At 67.8% G+C, this 16,144-nt stretch carries 16 protein-coding genes; 10 read left to right on the top strand and 6 right to left on the bottom strand.

The features are described from left to right. Positions 1 to 12 precede the first annotated feature (12 nt). Positions 13 to 1,002 (top strand): tripartite tricarboxylate transporter substrate binding protein, encoded by a 990-nt coding sequence (locus FBY20_RS24545; RefSeq protein ID WP_142055110.1) that lies wholly within the window; start codon positions 13 to 15, stop codon positions 1,000 to 1,002. Between the two features lie 49 nt (positions 1,003 to 1,051). Here the strand turns inward: FBY20_RS24545 and argC are convergent, their stop codons facing one another. Further along, positions 1,052 to 1,984 carry an N-acetyl-gamma-glutamyl-phosphate reductase gene (gene argC, locus FBY20_RS24540; RefSeq protein WP_142055108.1) on the bottom strand — a complete coding sequence of 311 codons (933 nt, stop codon included), beginning with the start codon at positions 1,982 to 1,984 and terminating at the stop codon, positions 1,052 to 1,054. 166 nt (positions 1,985 to 2,150) lie between these two features. Between argC and FBY20_RS24535 the strand changes: the two genes are divergently transcribed. Further along, positions 2,151 to 3,056 (top strand): LysR family transcriptional regulator, encoded by a 906-nt coding sequence (locus tag FBY20_RS24535; protein WP_142055107.1) that lies wholly within the window; start codon positions 2,151 to 2,153, stop codon positions 3,054 to 3,056. A gap of 10 nt (positions 3,057 to 3,066) precedes the next feature. Here the strand turns inward: FBY20_RS24535 and FBY20_RS24530 are convergent, their stop codons facing one another. Next, the gene (locus tag FBY20_RS24530) at positions 3,067 to 4,872 is read right to left on the bottom strand and encodes a chloride channel protein (protein ID WP_056318550.1); all 1,806 of its coding nucleotides are present in this window, start codon (positions 4,870 to 4,872) and stop codon (positions 3,067 to 3,069) included. An 83-nt stretch (positions 4,873 to 4,955) separates the two neighbouring features. On the opposite strand from FBY20_RS24530, the gene FBY20_RS24525 reads away from it, so the two are divergent. The 5 genes from FBY20_RS24525 to FBY20_RS24505 all read left to right on the top strand — a co-directional run bounded on the left by FBY20_RS24525 (position 4,956) and on the right by FBY20_RS24505 (position 9,381). Continuing rightward, complete coding sequence (locus tag FBY20_RS24525) at positions 4,956 to 5,408, top strand: MarR family winged helix-turn-helix transcriptional regulator (protein WP_142055105.1); 453 nt, start codon at positions 4,956 to 4,958, stop codon at positions 5,406 to 5,408. A gap of 110 nt (positions 5,409 to 5,518) precedes the next feature. Further along, on the top strand, positions 5,519 to 6,673 hold the full coding sequence (locus FBY20_RS24520) for an HPP family protein (protein ID WP_142055103.1): 1,155 nt from the start codon (positions 5,519 to 5,521) through the stop codon (positions 6,671 to 6,673). A 56-nt stretch (positions 6,674 to 6,729) separates the two neighbouring features. Then, entirely contained in the window at positions 6,730 to 8,169 is a 1,440-nt protein-coding gene (locus tag FBY20_RS24515) for a sensor histidine kinase (RefSeq protein ID WP_142055101.1), read from the top strand. After that, a complete protein-coding gene (locus tag FBY20_RS24510; protein ID WP_062840131.1) occupies positions 8,166 to 8,780 on the top strand; it encodes a response regulator transcription factor in 615 nt (204 codons plus the stop codon). The genes FBY20_RS24515 and FBY20_RS24510 overlap by 4 nt, the downstream gene beginning before the upstream one ends. Positions 8,781 to 8,892: 112 nt before the next feature. Continuing rightward, positions 8,893 to 9,381, top strand: a complete 489-nt coding sequence (locus FBY20_RS24505) for a heme-binding protein (RefSeq protein WP_056318547.1) — start codon at positions 8,893 to 8,895, stop codon at positions 9,379 to 9,381. A 20-nt stretch (positions 9,382 to 9,401) separates the two neighbouring features. Here the strand turns inward: FBY20_RS24505 and FBY20_RS24500 are convergent, their stop codons facing one another. From FBY20_RS24500 to FBY20_RS24485, 4 genes are all read right to left on the bottom strand, one after another. Further along, on the bottom strand, positions 9,402 to 10,967 hold the full coding sequence (locus FBY20_RS24500) for a hypothetical protein (RefSeq protein ID WP_142055099.1): 1,566 nt from the start codon (positions 10,965 to 10,967) through the stop codon (positions 9,402 to 9,404). A gap of 138 nt (positions 10,968 to 11,105) precedes the next feature. Next, positions 11,106 to 11,645 (bottom strand): thioredoxin domain-containing protein, encoded by a 540-nt coding sequence (locus FBY20_RS24495; protein ID WP_142055097.1) that lies wholly within the window; start codon positions 11,643 to 11,645, stop codon positions 11,106 to 11,108. Beyond that, the gene (locus FBY20_RS24490; RefSeq protein ID WP_056318540.1) at positions 11,642 to 12,145 is read right to left on the bottom strand and encodes a redoxin domain-containing protein; all 504 of its coding nucleotides are present in this window, start codon (positions 12,143 to 12,145) and stop codon (positions 11,642 to 11,644) included. Before FBY20_RS24490 ends, FBY20_RS24495 begins: the two co-directional genes overlap by 4 nt. A 65-nt stretch (positions 12,146 to 12,210) precedes the next feature. Continuing rightward, complete coding sequence (locus tag FBY20_RS24485) at positions 12,211 to 12,729, bottom strand: Dps family protein (RefSeq protein ID WP_142055095.1); 519 nt, start codon at positions 12,727 to 12,729, stop codon at positions 12,211 to 12,213. 225 nt (positions 12,730 to 12,954) lie between these two features. On the opposite strand from FBY20_RS24485, the gene FBY20_RS24480 reads away from it, so the two are divergent. The 3 genes from FBY20_RS24480 to FBY20_RS24470 all read left to right on the top strand — a co-directional run bounded on the left by FBY20_RS24480 (position 12,955) and on the right by FBY20_RS24470 (position 16,066). Then, positions 12,955 to 14,919 carry an ATP-binding protein gene (locus tag FBY20_RS24480; protein WP_217484607.1) on the top strand — a complete coding sequence of 655 codons (1,965 nt, stop codon included), beginning with the start codon at positions 12,955 to 12,957 and terminating at the stop codon, positions 14,917 to 14,919. Next, the gene (locus FBY20_RS24475; RefSeq protein ID WP_056318538.1) at positions 14,916 to 15,566 is read left to right on the top strand and encodes a response regulator transcription factor; all 651 of its coding nucleotides are present in this window, start codon (positions 14,916 to 14,918) and stop codon (positions 15,564 to 15,566) included. Before FBY20_RS24480 ends, FBY20_RS24475 begins: the two co-directional genes overlap by 4 nt. Before the next feature lie 116 nt (positions 15,567 to 15,682). Then, complete coding sequence (locus FBY20_RS24470) at positions 15,683 to 16,066, top strand: response regulator transcription factor (protein WP_056318537.1); 384 nt, start codon at positions 15,683 to 15,685, stop codon at positions 16,064 to 16,066. The last annotated feature ends 78 nt before the right edge of the window (positions 16,067 to 16,144 follow it).

Genomic DNA, 16,144 nt, shown 5'->3' with positions numbered 1-16,144 from the left:
AAGGAGACAACCATGCAACAACAGACCAAGCGCCGCACGCTGCGCACCCTGGCTACCCTGCTTGCAGGCGCCGCCCTGTTTTCCGGCGCCGCGCAGGCGGCCGGCTATCCCGAACGGCCGATCAACCTGCTCGTGTCTTACGGACCGGGCGGCGGCACCGACCTGGTCGCCCGGATGATGGCGCCCTTCCTGCAAAAGTACCTGGGCGGCGACGCGCGCATCGTGGTGCTGAACCGGCCGGGCGCGGGCGGCGCCATCGGCTTTGCGGAACTGGCGCGCGCTCAGCCGGACGGCTACACCATCGGCTTCATCAACACACCGAATCTGCTGACGATTCCCATCGAGCGCAAGACGGACTTCACCTGGCAAAGCTACGATCTGCTCGGCAACCTGATCGATGACCCGGGCGCGTTCTCGGTGCTGAACGACAACCCGATCAAGAATCTGGCGGAATTGGCTGCCTATGCAAAGCAGAATCCCGGCAAGGTCACCGTCGGCACCACGGGCACCGGCTCGGACGACCACCTGGCCATGCTCCGCTTCGAACGCACGTCAGGCACCAAACTGAGCCACATCCCGTACAAGGGCGCCGGCGAGGTGCGCGGCGCATTGGCAAGCGGCGAAATCACGATCGGCGCCATCAACGTGGGCGAGGCGCTTCAGTACCGGAAAGGCGGCACGCCGCTGCGCTTTTTAGGACAGATGGGCAATACCCGGTCTGCCGCGCTGCCCGACGTGCCCACCTTCAAGGAACAGGGGTTCGACTTCGAACTGGCTTCGCTGCGCGGCCTGGCCGCGCCCAAGGGCTTGCCGGACGAGGTCCGCACGAAGCTGGTATCGGCCGTCCAGCGCACGGTGCAAGACCCGCAATTCCAGGCCAAGGCCCGGGAGATGTTTGCGCCGCTGCGCTACCTGCCGCCCGCGGAATACGCCAAGGAACTGTCGGCCGGCGAGGCGCAATTCCGCCAGCTCTGGAAGGAAGCGCCCTGGCTCGACAAGTAAACCGGCCGGGCAAAGGCCGCGTGGCCTTGCCCGGCTTGCACAAGCCCCATCACCGCATCGCGGCCAGCATCAGATCCAGATTCTGCACTGCCGCGCCCGATGCGCCCTTGCCCAGGTTGTCGAACACGGCGGTCAGCAGCACCTGACCGTGCGCGGCATTGCCATACACGCCCAGCCGCAGGTCGTTCGTGCCGTTCAGCGCCTGGGGATCCAGGTTCGCGTGCGTGGCCGCCTCGTCGCGCGGCACGACTTGAACGTGGGCGGCGCCCGCGTAGTGCTGTTGCAGACAATCGTGCAGCGCCGCGGCGTCCACGCCGGCCGGCAGCAGGCGCAGGTGCAGCGGCACGGTCAGGACGATGCCCTGGCGGAAAGCGCCGTAAGACGGCACGAACACCGGACGCTGCGTGAGGCCCGCATGCCGCTCGATCTCGGGCGTGTGCTTGTGAGCCAGACCCAGGCCGTAGACCTGGAACGCGGGCCCGCGCGCGCCTTCCGCACCTTCGTAGGCATCGACGCTGGCGCGCCCGCCACCCGAATAGCCGGACACGGCGTTGATGACCGCCGGATAGTCGGCGGGCACCAGCCCGGCCTGCACCAGCGGCCCCAGCAGCGCGATGGCGCCGGTGGGATAGCAGCCCGGGTTGCTGACCCGCAGCGCGTGCGCAATCCGCTCGGCCTGGCCCGCGCGCATTTCCGGAAAACCATAGACCCAACCCGCGTCCGTGCGGTGCGCGGAACTCGCATCGATGATGCGGACCTTGGGATTGACGACCGAGGCGGCGGCCTGCCGCGCCGGTTCGTCGGGCAGGCAGAGAATCGCGATGTCGCTGGCGTTGATCGCCTCGGCGCGGCGCTGCGGGTTCTTGCGGTCGGTCTCGGGCAGCGTCAGCAGCCGCAGGTCGGTGCGGCCGTGCAGCCGCTCGTGGATCTGCAGGCCTGTCGTGCCCTGGTCGCCGTCGATGAAAACTAGAGGTTGGGTCATGATGCGGTCCGGATGGTTGGGCGTTGCCTGATTTGTTCAGGAATGCACGTCATCTTCAATCCCGCCAGCAGATAAGAAAAGTCGAATATCATGACCGTTCGATTCAGTTTCTCTGAATGAAGAAGGCGCGGCGGCGCCGCCACCGAAACCCATCCCGGAATCCCTCATGCGCGAAATCAGCCTGGACCGTCTGCGCACCCTCGTCGCCATCGCGGACCTCGGGTCGTTTGCCGACGCCGCGCGTGCGCTGCATCTGGCGCCGCCCACCGTGAGCCTGCACGTGTCAGACCTGGAAGCCCGTGTCGGCGCGCCGCTGCTGACGCGCAAACGCGGTCAGGTCAGGCCCACGCCCATCGGCGAAACGTTGCTGGAACGGGCTCGCCGCCTGCTCGCCGAGGCGGACCAGGCGCTGGACGACGTGCAGCGGCAGGTGCAAGGGCTGGCCGGCCGCGTGAGGCTCGGGGCCTCGACCGGGGCCATCGCGCATCTGCTGCCGCAAGCGCTGGAAACGCTGGGCCGGGATCATCCCGGCATCGACGTGCAGGTGGCGGTGCTGACCTCGCAGGAGACGCTGCTGAGGCTGGCCGAAGGGACACTGGACGTGGGACTTGTCGCGCTGCCACAACCGCCCATGACGGGACTCGTGCTGCGACCGTGGCGCCGCGATCCGGTGATGGCCTTTCTGCCCGCGTCCTGGAAAGCGCCCGCGCGCCTCACGCCCACGTGGCTGGCCGAGCGGCCGCTGATCCTGAACGACGCCAGCACGCGCCTGTCGCGGCTGACGGGCGAATGGTTCATGGCCGCCGGCCTGAACCCGCGCGCGCGCATCCAGTTGAACTACAACGACGCCATCAAGAGCCTGGTGGCTGCCGGTTATGGCGCGACCTTGTTACCGCATGAGGCGACCGCGCCGCAACCCGATCCGCGCGTCATCATGCGGCCGGTGCGGCCCGCCTTGTGGCGGCCGCTGGGCATCGCGCATCGCGCCGGGCAAGTGGAAGCGGCCACGCAGCACGTGCTGGACGTGTTGTGGGAATTGCGCGCATCGGGCGGCAAGGCCGCGGCGGCGTAATCGAACCGCCTCAGCCCGTCTTGCGCAGCGCGCCCGGCGCAGACGCCGCCCGGCGGAAAAACGCCGCCCGCTGGCTTTCCTCGCGCAACCGGCGCGCGCGCGAGCGGAACAGGTCCTTACGGCCCACGATGCCCAGCAACCGGCCGGAATCGCGGTCGATGATCGGAACGCGCCCCGCCCCGGACAACGCCATGCGGTCGGCGATCTGGCTGGCCAGTTCATCGGGATGGCCGAACACCAGTTCGCGCCCGTCCAGCGCCTGCGCCAGCGTCCGGTCGTCCGGCTCGCCTTGCAATGCCCATGCCAGCGTGTCGGCGCGCGTCACCTCGCCCACCACGACACCTTGCGCGTCCACCACCGGATAGCTCGTGTGGACGGGCTGCGCGGTGGTGAAATGCGTCACGGCCTGCGCCACCGTCATCGTGTCGGGCAGCGTCTGCACCGGGCTTGTCATCACGTCGGCTACACGCAAGAGGTCAAAGGGATCCACGCGATATTCGCGGCTGATATGGTGGCCGCGGCGTGCGATCTTCTCGGTCAGGATCGACCGCTTGAGCAGCAGCACGGTCACGCCATAGGCAAACACGCACGCCGACAGCACCGGCAAGAGCGCCTGCAGGTTGCCGGTCAGCTCCACGGCAAAAAGCGTTGCCGTCAGCGGCGCGCGCATGGTGCCGCCCATCATCGCCGCCATGCCCACCAGGGCCCAGAACCCCGGGTCGGCCTGCGGCAGCGCGGGCGACGCCAGCGCGCCCAGCGCGCCGCCAAAGATCAGCAGCGGGGCCAGCACGCCGCCGGACGTGCCCGACCCCAGCGCAATCGACCAGATCGCAACCTTGACCACCAGCAGCACCAGCACCGCCTGGAACGCCAGATCGCCCGCCAGCATGTGGCGGATGTTGTCGTAGCCCACGCCCAGCGCGGCGGGCTCGATCAGGCCGCCGATGCCGATGGCCAGCCCGCCGATGGCCGGCCACCACATCCAGTGGATGGGCAGTTTCTCGAACAGGTCTTCGGCCGCATACACCAGCGACGTGAGCACACCGGACCCAAGGCCCGCCAGCACGCCAACCGCGGCGCACGCCACCAGATGCCACGGCGTGAAGGCAAACGTACCGGCATACGCAAAGATCGGGCCGGGCTCCATGACGAAGGCGCGTGTTGCAGCCGCCACCAGCGCGGCCACGGCCACGGGCAGGAAACTGCGCGGCTTCCATTCGAAGAGCAGCAGTTCAACCGCCAGCAACACCGCGGCCAGGGGCGTTCCAAAGATGGCCGTCATGCCGGCCGCCGCGCCGGCGACCAGGAGCGTCTTGCGTTCGCCGTCGTCCAGATGGATGGTCTGCGCCAGCAGCGACCCGATCGCGCCGCCCGTCATGATGATGGGCCCTTCGGCGCCGAACGGGCCGCCCGTGCCGATGGACACCGCCGACGACACGGGCTTTAGTACCGCCACCTTCGGCTGGATGCGGCTCTTGCCGATCAGGATGGCTTCCATGGCTTCGGGGATGCCGTGGCCGCGGATCTTTTCTGAGCCATAGCGCGCCATGAGGCCGATGATGAGGCAGCCGATCACCGGGATGGCCACCGATCCCCACCCGAGACGGCCGGTGGTGATGGGCAGGTCGGCAAAGGAAAACAGGCCGTGATAGGCCAGGTTCGTGCAAAGTGCGATCAGGCGCAACAGGATCCAGGCGGCCGCGACGCTGGCCAGGCCGACGGGAATGGCAAGGCCCATCAGCAGAACGACGCGCCGGTCCGTGGTGAAGTCGCCGAGCCGAAGTCCGGGCCGGGCGGAAGAGGAAATGGGAGGCATGGTCAAAGCAACTTGGGAAGTATTCGCACGGAGTTTGAGAAAAGTCATATATATCGTAGCACGACATATATTAGAATCGCGCGGTGAACGCCTCCAAGACACCCTCTCGCCTGTCTCCCGCAGACTACGAACTGCTCGCGGACTTTCGCTATGCGTTGCGAAAATTCGCGGCCTTCAGTGAAAGCGCGGCCGCGGGCCTGGACCTGATGCCGCAGCAGCATCAGGCGTTGCTGGCCATCAAGGGCACGCGCAAAGGCGCTCCCGGACGCCGGGGCCTCTACGTTGGCGAAATCGCCGACCGCCTGCTGATCCGCCCGCACACGGCGGCCGAACTGGTGGGCCGTCTGGCGCGGCTGGACCTGGTCAGCCGCGAAGCCGACCCCGAAGACGGACGCCGCGTCGAGGTCGTGCTGACCGCCAAGGGCGAGCGCATGCTGGAAAACCTCTCTGCCTCGCATCTCGAAGAACTGCACGCCATGCGTCCGCTTCTGACGCGATTGCTCGCGCGCATGGGCGCCGACAACGGCAAGGACTGATCCCCCCTTTCCTTTACACCTGTTTGGCATAAGCTCATGCCGTCAGGTAATGCGCCTCGTGATAAATTGTCGCCCCGCGACATATCAATGCGTCGCGAGGAGAGATTGTCTTGGGTGTTGCAATCAAGCGCTGGCTGGGCTCGTTCGCGCCAGCGCCCGTGGGCGTCAACGGACGCGAAAAACTGTACGGCGCGGTCGGCGCCCTGCTCGGCCTGTTCTGCACCGAGTGGGTGGGACGTCACGCGCTGGGCGCGGACAATCCGTGGTTCATCGCGCCGATGGGCGCATCGGCGGTGCTGCTGTTCGCCGCGCCTGCCAGTCCGCTCGCCCAGCCCTGGTCGTTGATGGCCGGCAACCTCGTGTCGGCCCTGATCGGGGTGTTCTGCGCGCAGTTCATTCCCCTGCCCGGCGTTGCCGCCGCCGTTGCCGTGGCCCTGGCCATCGGGGCCATGTTTTCCCTGCGCTGCCTGCATCCGCCCAGCGGCGCGGTCGCGCTGACCGCCGTGCTGGGAGGACCGGCCGTCGCCAAGCTCGGCTACGGTTTCGCGCTGTGGCCCGTGGCGCTGAATTCGGTCATTCTTCTTGCCATCGCCGTGGTCTTCAACGGCGCGCTCAAACGCAACTACCCTCGCCGCCACGCCGAACCGGCCGCCGGTCACCACACGCGCGACCCCATCCCCAGCGCGCGGCTGGGCTTTTCGCGCGCCGATCTTGACGAAGCGCTGAGCCAGCGCGGCGAGCTGCTGGACATCAGCAAGGAAGATCTGGAAGACATCGTGCTCGCCGCCGAACTGCGCGCCAGCGTGCGCCGCTTTGGCGACGTGCGATGCGCCGACATCATGTCGCGCGACGTGGTGACCGTCTTGGAAAAGGACCCGCTGGACTACGCGGTGCGGCTCTTTGACAAGCACCGTTTGCAGGCGCTGCCGGTGCTGGATTCGGCGGGCCGCTACGCGGGCATGATTGCCCAGGGCGATGTGCTGGCGCGCAAGAGCCGCCCTGCGCCCGTCGCCTCGGATGCCGCCTTCACCCCAGATCTGCTGGTTGCCGACTGCATGCGCAGCGAAGTGCCTTTCGCCACGCCGGGCCTGCCCGTGATCGAGCTGGCGCGTCCGATGTCGGACAGCCTGCATTGCGTGCCCGTATTGGACGAGGGCCGCCATCTGCAGGGGCTGGTGACGCAGTCCGACCTGGTGGCCGCGCTGTATCAGATGGCCGTTTCGGCCAACTCCCAGCCCGCCGGCACGCACAAGCTGGCTGCCTGAGCCTCCGTAGCCCTACGGATTCCGGCGCGGGTTTGCCGCAAGGCATAATGGCCGGCGTGAATCCCCTATCCCGCGCGCGCGCCTTTCTCTGCTGGCTGGTCCTCTTCTGTCTGGGCGCAATCTGGATCGCGCGCCAGGAGTACGCGGATCAGTACGAGCGCTTCTTCCAGAGCACCAGCATCGCCCAGCGCATGCTGAGCCAGAAGACGGTGCAGCACGAAGCCGTCCTCGCCACGCTGGCCGCGCTGTCGCATCCGCCCGCTCCCGAGCGCCTTTTTCCCAGCCTGCAGCCCGCCATGCCCCAGCTTCTGGGCCTGGGCTATTTGCCAGGCGGCATGTGGTCGGGCAGCCTGCCCGAACCCGCCGGCCTGACCGCCGCGGTGCAACGCGCGCGCCAACTGGACCGGCCCGTCACCATCGCCGTGGACGACGCGCGCTACTGGCTGGTGTCCCCATCGGGGTGGAGCCTGCTGATCGACGCGCGCCACCTCGTGCCGGCCGCTGACTTTCCCCCGGGCCTGGTCAATCTGACCCTCACGGTGGATCGCAAGCCGCTCTCCCTTCTGGACAAGCAACCCGACGCGTCGCTAGCCGGCTGGACGCTGGCGCTGCAAAAGCCGCTGGGCGCGGCCAGCCAGCCCTTCCAGATGCGCAGCACGCGCACGCTGACGCCCGCATCCTGGCCCTGGGCCGTCTGGCTTGGGTGGGCCGCGGCCAGCGGCCTGCTGGTGGCCGGCGCAGCCGCGTGGCAACGCTCGCGCGCCGAAGCGCGCCGGCAGCAGGAGCAGGTGCGGCTTTCGGCGATGGCGCGCCTGAGCACGCTGGGTGAAATGGCCGCCGGCATCGCCCATGAACTCAATCAGCCGCTGACCGCCATCCTGGCGCAAACCCGAGCCGCCCAGCGCCTGCTCGATGACGAAGACGAGCGCCCCGCCGTGCGCCATGCGCTGCTGGCCAGCGCCGAACAAGCCAAGCGCGCCGCCGACATCATCAGCCGCATGCGCGCGCTGGTGCAGCCCAGTTCCCCCGCCCGGCGCGAAGCCATCGATCCGGATGCGATGATCGCGTCGCTGCGCTTCCTGCGCGAACCGGAGCTGGCTAGACAAGGCATCCGGCTGACCTGGACCAACGCCAGCCCCGGCGCGCGCCCGCTGGGTGACCGCGTGGCCCTCGAACAGATCCTGCACAACCTGGTGCAGAACGCGGCGGACGCGCTGGATGGCGCCACCGGCGCGCGCAAGATCGCCCTGGAAGGCCGCGTGGTGGACGGCCATTACCAGTTCAGCGTCAGCGACACGGGCCCCGGCATCGCCGCGGACGCGATTCCGCGCCTGTTCACGCCGTTCTACACCACCCGCGACCAGGGCATGGGCCTGGGTCTTGCCCTGTGCGATACCTTGGCCGGGTCCATGGACGGCCGCATCGCCGCGCGCAACCTCAGTCCCGCGGGCGCCTGCTTCACCGTCAGCCTGCCACAGGCCGGAGCCGCCGCATGAATCCCAACGACCATTCCCCGCTCGTGTACCTGGTGGATGACGACGATGCGGTTCGCGATGGCCTTGGACTGCTGCTGCGCAGCGTCGGCTTGCGCAGCGCGGGCTACGCCGACCCGATGGCGTTTCTGGATGCCCTGGCGCAGCCCGTGATCGGTTGCGTTGTGCTGGACATCCGCATGCCCGGCATCAGCGGCCTGGACGTGCTTGCCCAGCTTGCCGACCGGTCCGACCTGCCCGTCGTCATGCTGACCGGGCACGCCAATGTGGACCTGTGCCGCCGTGCATTCAAGGGCGGCGCCATGGAATTCCTGCAAAAGCCGGTCGACGACGATGTCTTTCTGGATGCGGTGCAGGCGGCCGTGCGCACGCACATCGCCAGCCGTGAACGCCTGGCCGTCACGCAGGCGGCGGCGGACCGCCTGGCGCGTCTATCGGCGCGCGAACACGAGGTCCTGGCGCGCATCGTGCGCGGCATGAGCAACAAGGAAATCGCGCGCGAGTTCGACCTGTCGCCGCGCACGGTCGAAACCTACCGCGCCAACGTCTTTGCGAAGCTGGAAGCCGAATCGCTCGCGCAGCTGATCCGCCAGTACGCGACCCTGCTCGACTGATGCGCCTCCGTAGCGCTACGGAGGCGTGCGCGTAGTCGGGCGTATACCGGGTTTTCGGCCTTTTGGCCACACTGTCTGCTCCTACCGCAACACCTCACAAAGGATGCAGACCATGAAGAAGCTTTCGCTTGCCGCCCTGATTTCCACGCTGGCTTTTGCCGGCGCCGCCCATGCCGCCGTGCTGAGCGAGAGCAACCTGTCGATGGCCGACGCACAGAAGCTGGCGACGGCCACTGTCGCCGCCTGCCAGGCCAAGGGCTACAATGTCAGCGCCGCCGTCGTGGACCGCGCCGGCCTGCTCAAGGCGTTCGCGCGTGCCGACAACGCTGGCCCGCACACCATCGAAGCCAGCCGCGCCAAGGCCTTCACGGCCGTCTCGGCCAAGACACCCACGCTCACCATGATGGAAAACGCGCAGAAGAATCCCGGCGCCGCCAACCTGACCGACATTCCGGGCTTTCTGCTGCTGGGCGGCGGCGTGCCGATCAAGGCCGGCAACAGCGTGATCGGCGCCATTGGCGTGGCCGGGGCGCCGGGCGGCAATCTGGACGCGCAATGCGCCGATGCCGTGCTGGAAGAAAACGCCGCGCTGTTCAAGTAAGCGCGCGGCTGCGCCCTGGATTAAGGTTGCCGGTCCCTGGCCACGGCACGCGCCAGCGCCAGGTGCTTGCTCAGCAGCAACGCGTCCACGGCGGCCGGATCGCGGCGTTGCAGCCGCTCGCTTTCGGACGGCTCCAGCTCCGCGGCGCGCACCAGCGACATCAGGTCGCGCGTGGTGGTCTCAAGCACCGGCGTCAGGGTGTCTTCGATCAGCTCGCCCTTAACGTAGGCCTGCATGCGGGTCGACAGATTGCGCGTGTGCGTCAGGTTCGCCTCGGCCAGCATGCCCGCTTCGTAGCGGATGCTGGTCTGGCTCCTGACCTCGTCCCGGATCTGGAAGAAACGATAGTTCTGCGAATCCTTGTCGCGCGTCAGGTCCAGCGTCTGCTGCGGCGCCAGCGCGGTGTGATAACTGGCGGACAGATTGGCGCGCTGCTCCTGGCTGACGCCCAGATCGAACAACGGCCTGCCGCTCACGCTGCTGCTTTGCGAGACCTGATACGTGAACTGGTCGACTTCGCTGGTCTTGTACGGATTGCTCGCGTCGCCATTCTGCGAGATCGAGGCCGAGAAGTCCGCCACGCCCGACAGCAGGCTGCGGTACGTGTAGCCGGCCGCAGCGATGCGCGGCGCTTGGCTGGACGGCGCCGCGCCCGCTTCGTAGCTCTGGTGCAGTTCGGCGAAGGCGTCCTTGAACAGCGACATCATTGCCTCGTTGCCCCGGCCCCGGGCGCGCGCGGCGTCGAACTGCTGCAGGTAGTCGCTGACGGCCGCGTCGCGCTGCTGGGCGTTGCCAAAGAGCGCGGACTTGCTCACGTCGACGTCGACCTTCACCACGCCGTCGGCGCTCTTGATGGCCAGCGAGCGCTGCTTGCTGTCGGCGGAAAACTCGACGGATTGCGAGATGACCCCATTGGCCGTGGTCGTGGCTTGCAGCGACACCGACGACAGCACGGCAGTGTCGAACTTGGCCAGGCTGGACCACGCCATGCGCGGCGGCACCGAGGCCAGGCCATCCACCGCGTCCTGGAACGCCTTGGACAGGCCCGCAATCGCCTTGCGCTCGGTTTCCGAAAGCTCGCCCTCGGCCACGTCGATCTGCACTTCCAGACCATCCGCACTGTTGCGCAGTCCCACCTCCACCTTCACGCCGCTGGCGGTGGTGATGCGCAGCGTGTACGCGTCTTCGGGTTGGCCGGCCGAACCGGTCTGCACGGCGCCCAGGGCGCCTACCTGTCCGGCGCCCGGCAGCATCCGCGCCGATTGCAGGTAATTGCCGCCATCGGTCGTGAACCGCTCCAGCAGCGCGGAGGCCACGCCCTCAAGCCGGCCAGCCAGCGTGCGGGCCGAGAGTGTTTCGGCCATGACGGCGGACACCTTGTCCGACGCCTCGTTCTCCCAGACGACGCCCGTCGCAGCGGGCTGCGGCGTGTAGGTCAGCGCGGGGGCCGTGCCCTGCCCCAGCGTCACCGTCGTGGAGGCGGGCGCCGCGGCGATCTCGGGCGGATCGCCCGCGCGGGTCACGCCCGTGGCAGGCGGCGTCAGGCCGATCGTGGTCACGGCGCCTACGGAGGCAACGGATGTCATGGCGTGTCTTCCTCTTGGCGGCCGCGCGGCATGTTTGCCCGCCCGGCCGGGGTTTCCTTGAGAAATGTAACGGCACGGAAACGCCAGACTTAAGCCCAGGCGGGCAACGAGACCGCCGGATGCGGGGCCTTGCCCCACTCACGCGTGGACCGCAGCCTCTCGTGCCGCCGCGGTGAGCGCGGCGACCAGCGTGCCGGCATCCCTTGCCCCGTCATAGCGCACGCCGTTGATGAACAGGGTCGGCGTGCCGTTCACGCCGCTGCGCACGCCGCCGCTGAAGTCCACCTCGATCTTGGAATCGAACGCGCCGCCGAAGGCGCGGTAAAGCACCTGGGCCGACAGGCCTATTTCCTCACCGTAGGCGAACAGGTCGTTTTGCGTCAGGGCATTCTGGCGCTCGTACAGCAGGTCGTGCGCCTGCCAGAACTTGCCCGCCTGCGCGGCCGCCTCGGCAAACTCAGCGGCCGCGACGGCGTCCGGATGCAATTCCGAAATCGGGAAATTGCGGAACACGAAGCGCATCTGGTCCCCCAGCGCGCGCTGCACGGCCTTCAAGACCGGATAGGCTTCGCCGCAATACGGACATTCGTAATCGCCATACTCCACCAGCGTCACGGGCGCGCTATCCGGCCCCTGGATGTGGTCCTGCGCATTCACGGGAATGAACAAGCGGCTCATGATTGCACTCCTTGCAAGGCGGGGGCGAGTTTGTCGAGCGCGTCCAGGATCCCGTCGGCGCCCGGGTTGATGCCCAGCGGCGACACGTAGCTCCAACGGATGACGCCCTCTGCATCGATCACAAAGAGCGCGCGCTCGGCGATGCCCTCCGGTTCGCGGTAGACCCCGTAGCGCCGGGCGACCTCGCCCTTCGGTTCGAAATCGGCCAGCAGGGGGAAATGCAGCTTGCGATCGGCCGCGAACGCAGCGTGGCACCAGACGCCGTCCACCGAGATGCCGACGAGCTGCGCGCCCGCCTTGTGGAATTCGGGAAGGATCTGGTTGTAAAGCGCCATCTGGTCGCCGCAGACCGGGCTCCAGTCCGCGGGGTAGAACGCCAGGATCAGCGGCCGGCCGCGCAGTTCTTCCAGCGCAACCGTCTGGTCCGGCGTGGCCGGCAAGGCGAAGGACGGGGCGGCCGTGCCGGCTGGCAAGGCGGCCGCGGGGTAGTCGTGTGACATGGAAACGTCTCCTGGACGCGCCGCGCGCGGCGCAAGGATCTGGACGGCAGCGGACCGGCTGGGGATCAGCGTTGAGCGCGCGTCGACTCGTACAGGAACCACGTGCGGCGCTCGGCCTCGTCGATCCAGTTCTCGATCAGGCTGGTCGAGGCGACGTCGTTGTGGGCCTCGCACACGGCGTGCGTCGCGCGCAGAAAGCCCGTCAGGCGGCGGTTGTCGTCGGCCAGTTCTGCCAGCATGTCCTCGGGGGTCACGTAGTCGGCGTCGTTGTCGGCAAGGCGCTGCAGGCGCTGGATGTGGCCGATCGAACGCAGCGTGGTGCCGCCCACCTTGCGGGCGCGTTCGGCAATGACGTCCGTCGTGGCGTAGATCTCGTCGCCCTGCTCGTCGAGCATCAGGTGATAGTCGCGAAAGTGCGGGCCCGACATATGCCAGTGAAAGTTCTTGGTCTTCAGATACAACGCGAACATGTCTGCCAGCAGGCCCGTCAGGGCGGCGGCGATGTCGACCCTGGCCTCGGCGCCCATATCGGTGGGCGTGCGCAGGGGAGCGGTGATGCGGGTTTGAAGCGAAAGATCGTTCATGGAATTCTCCGGGTTGGCTTCACGAATCGGGTATCGATTCCCGATGGAAACCAGAATAGCCACGGCGACGCGCCGGCAAAATCGGCTCATCGTTTTCTCCAGTCATACGAAGGTTTACCCAGGAAATACGGGTGTTTTCTTTCAAACATGGCTGATAATGTGCGGGTCTCATTGCGCGCCCCTGGATTTCCGCCCGACCCGCGCGCCCCTACCCAGAGGTGGATCTTGCTCACGTCGACACTCGGCAGCGCGTCAGGCCAGCCGCCGCAACCGGTGCGTCCCGGCGCGCCGCAGACCACGGGCATGCGCCGCATGCAGTTCCTGTTCCGTGCCGCCGCCCTGCTGCTGGCGCTGGCCATTGCGCTGGTGGACACCTTCACCGACTTTGACGGCGCCGTGGCCGTGCTTTATGTGGTGGTCGTGCTGCTTGCCGCGCGCACCTCGCGGCGCCTGGACATCATCGTGGCGGGCGCGGGCGGCATCCTGCTCACCATCGCGGCCTATCTGAATTCCCACGGCCTGAACCACGTGGGCTCGCCCACCGCCCGCGCGCTGGTCAGCCTGGCCGCCATCGGCATCACCGCGCTGCTGGCGCTGCAGAACCAAAGCGCCACCCGCAGGCTTGCCTCGCAGGCGCGGCTGCTCAACCTGTCGCACGACATGATCTTCGTGCGCGATCACCAGGGTGTGATCACCTTCTGGAACCGCACCGCCGAAGACACCTACGGCTGGCCCGCCAGCATGGCCCTGGGCCGCGTCGCCGATGAGCTGCTGCAGACGCGTTATCCGGACCGGCGCGAAGCCATCGAGGCCGAACTGCTTGCCACCGGCAGCTGGGACGGCACGCTTGAACAGAAGACGCAGGCAGGCGCCACGCTGGTGCTGGAAAGCCGCTGGGTCCTTCAGCGCGATCATCATGGGCGCGTCACGGGCGTCATGGAAACGCACCGCGACGTCACCGACCGCAAGGCCGCCTACACCGCGCTGGTCAGCAGCGAACGGCGCTACCGCCGCATGTTCGACGCCAGCCGCATTGGCGTCATCCAGGAAGACTGGCGCGCCGTACGCGCCGAACTGACCGCCTTGGGCCTCATGGACGGACCCGCCCTCACCGCCCATCTGGCGCGCCATCCCGAATTCATCGGCCAGGTCCGCAAGCTGACCAAGGTGGACGACATGAATCCCGCCTTCCTGGCGATGGTGGGCCGCCCGGCCAATGAGCCCGGACCGTACTCGGTCGACGACATTCTCTGCGAGGACGACCGCATGTTCGCGCGGTCGCTGACGGCGTTTGCCCAGGGCGACGCCTTTCACGAAGGCGAAACCGAAGTCGTGCATGCGGACGGGGCGCGCGTGCCGGTGCTGTTCACCATCACGTTTCCGCCCGCCGACGACGTGAACGGCGCCGTGCTGGTTTTTGTGGTGGACATCACGGAACGCCGGCAGGCGCAGGACGCGCTGCTGTTGGCGCAGACCGAACTCGCGCACGCCGCGCGCGTTGCCACCCTGGGCGAGCTCACCGCGTCCATCGCGCACGAGGTCAACCAGCCGCTCATGGCGGTCGTCACCAGCGGCGACGCGGGCATGCGATGGCTGCGCCGTCCGCAGCCCGACTTGCACGAGGTCGAGCTGGCGATGGAGCGCATCATCTCCGAAGGCCGGCGCGCCAGCGAAATCGTCAAGCGCATCCGCGCGTTCCTCAGCAAGGCGCCGGTGCAGCAGGCCGCGCTGGACATCGGCGCCGTCATCGAGGAAGCCACGCGCCTGGTCGCGCACGAGCTCAGCCGCGAGCGCGTGGCGCTGAACGTCGACATCGAACCGGGCCTGCCGCCCGTCCTGGGCGACCGGATCCAGCTGCAGCAGGTGCTGGTCAATCTGATGGTCAACGCCAGCCAGGCCATGGCTGGCCAGTTTCAGGCCCGCCAGCTATCCGTCGGCGCGCGCCGCCACGAGGACGGGCGCGTCGCGGTCACGGTGCGCGACACCGGCCCCGGCATCGCGCCCGGCGACCTGGAACGCCTATTCGATCCATTTTTCACCACCAAACCGCAAGGCATGGGCATGGGCCTGCCCATCTGCCGCACCACGGCGCAGGCCCATGGCGGCAGCCTTACCGTCGACAACACGCCCGGCGCGGGCGCCGCATTCACGCTGACACTCGCCGCCACCCAGGGGGAACCTTCCGCATGAACACCCGCACCGCCAGCGGCGCCGCAAGCGCCGCCCCGCAGTCGCAAGTCATCGTCGTCGACGACGAGGCCAGCGTCCGCGCCTCGCTCGACAGCCTGTTCCGCTCGATCGGCCTGCGCACCACCTTGTGCGCCTCGCCCGCCGAACTGCTGCAGACCCAGATTCCCGACGCGCCCGGCTGCATCGTCCTGGACGTGCGCCTGCCGGGCATCAGCGGCCTGGATTTCCAGGATCAGCTGGTGCGCCAAGGCATCGATCTGCCCATCGTGTTCATCACCGGGCACGGCGACATCCCCATGACCGTGCGCGCCATGAAGGCGGGCGCGGTGGACTTTCTGTCCAAGCCCTTTCGCGAACAGGACATGCTGGACGCCGTCTCCGCCGCCATCGAACGCGACACGCAGCGCCGTTCGCGCGATGCGGCCATGGACGGCCTGCGCGCCCGCTACGAGACGCTGACCCCGCGCGAACGCGAGGTGATGGCGCATGTGGTGTCCGGGCTGATGAACAAACAGGTGGCGGGCCTGATCGGCCTGAGCGAGATCACGGTCAAGATTCACCGTGGCCACGTCATGCGCAAAATGGGGGTCCGGTCGCTGGCCGACCTGGTCCGCCACGCCGAGGCGCTGGGCATTTCCGCGCCCTGACCCGCGCTTGGGACAAACCTCTGTATGATTTCCGCGGCAGGCGCAAAGGTTCATAACGGAACATGCCGGACATCGGATGCGTATCGTGACCCGACCGGCCCGAAGGATTTTCTGATATGAACCACATTCCCACTATCGCGGTTGTCGACGACGACGATGGGGTCAGGATCGCGCTCTCCAGCCTGCTGCGCTCGCTCGGTTACGAGGTTCGGGCCTACGGGTCGGGCCCCGAATTCCTGAACGACGCGCATGCCCAAGAGCCGGATTGCATGATCACCGATGTCCAGATGTCGCCCATGACGGGCGATCAGCTCCAGGCCGAGCTCATCGCGGCCGGGCGCCGGTTCCCGTTGATCTTCATGACCGCCTTTCCCACCGAGGCGGCCAAGCAGCGGCTGCTGTCGCTGGGCGCGTGTGCCTACCTGGACAAGCCGGTTGACGGCGAAGCGATGGCGCGGTGCGTGGCGCACGCATTGCAAGGCTGCCAGCCCGCCCGATAGGCGGTGGTGGCGGTTTGGACACATCCGGCGCCAAACCCCGCCTATACCTTCGTATGACGCGCCAAGCCCAGCGTAGGA

This window comes from Achromobacter sp. SLBN-14 (assembly GCF_006715415.1).
Taxonomy (GTDB): Bacteria; Pseudomonadota; Gammaproteobacteria; order Burkholderiales; family Burkholderiaceae_B; genus Achromobacter; species Achromobacter mucicolens.
Note: the sequence above shows the minus strand (reverse complement) of the source record. Positions and strands in the feature narration are given on the sequence as shown.

Coding starts and splice junctions, on each gene's coding strand:
- FBY20_RS24545 (WP_142055110.1), top strand. CDS start 13: ATGCAACAACAGACCAAGCGCCGCACGCTGCGCACCCTGGCTACCCTG.
- argC (WP_142055108.1), bottom strand. CDS start 1,984: ATGACCCAACCTCTAGTTTTCATCGACGGCGACCAGGGCACGACAGGC.
- FBY20_RS24535 (WP_142055107.1), top strand. CDS start 2,151: ATGCGCGAAATCAGCCTGGACCGTCTGCGCACCCTCGTCGCCATCGCG.
- FBY20_RS24530 (WP_056318550.1), bottom strand. CDS start 4,872: ATGCCTCCCATTTCCTCTTCCGCCCGGCCCGGACTTCGGCTCGGCGAC.
- FBY20_RS24510 (WP_062840131.1), top strand. CDS start 8,166: ATGAATCCCAACGACCATTCCCCGCTCGTGTACCTGGTGGATGACGAC.
- FBY20_RS24505 (WP_056318547.1), top strand. CDS start 8,893: ATGAAGAAGCTTTCGCTTGCCGCCCTGATTTCCACGCTGGCTTTTGCC.
- FBY20_RS24500 (WP_142055099.1), bottom strand. CDS start 10,967: ATGACATCCGTTGCCTCCGTAGGCGCCGTGACCACGATCGGCCTGACG.
- FBY20_RS24495 (WP_142055097.1), bottom strand. CDS start 11,645: ATGAGCCGCTTGTTCATTCCCGTGAATGCGCAGGACCACATCCAGGGG.
- FBY20_RS24490 (WP_056318540.1), bottom strand. CDS start 12,145: ATGTCACACGACTACCCCGCGGCCGCCTTGCCAGCCGGCACGGCCGCC.
- FBY20_RS24485 (WP_142055095.1), bottom strand. CDS start 12,729: ATGAACGATCTTTCGCTTCAAACCCGCATCACCGCTCCCCTGCGCACG.
- FBY20_RS24475 (WP_056318538.1), top strand. CDS start 14,916: ATGAACACCCGCACCGCCAGCGGCGCCGCAAGCGCCGCCCCGCAGTCG.
- FBY20_RS24470 (WP_056318537.1), top strand. CDS start 15,683: ATGAACCACATTCCCACTATCGCGGTTGTCGACGACGACGATGGGGTC.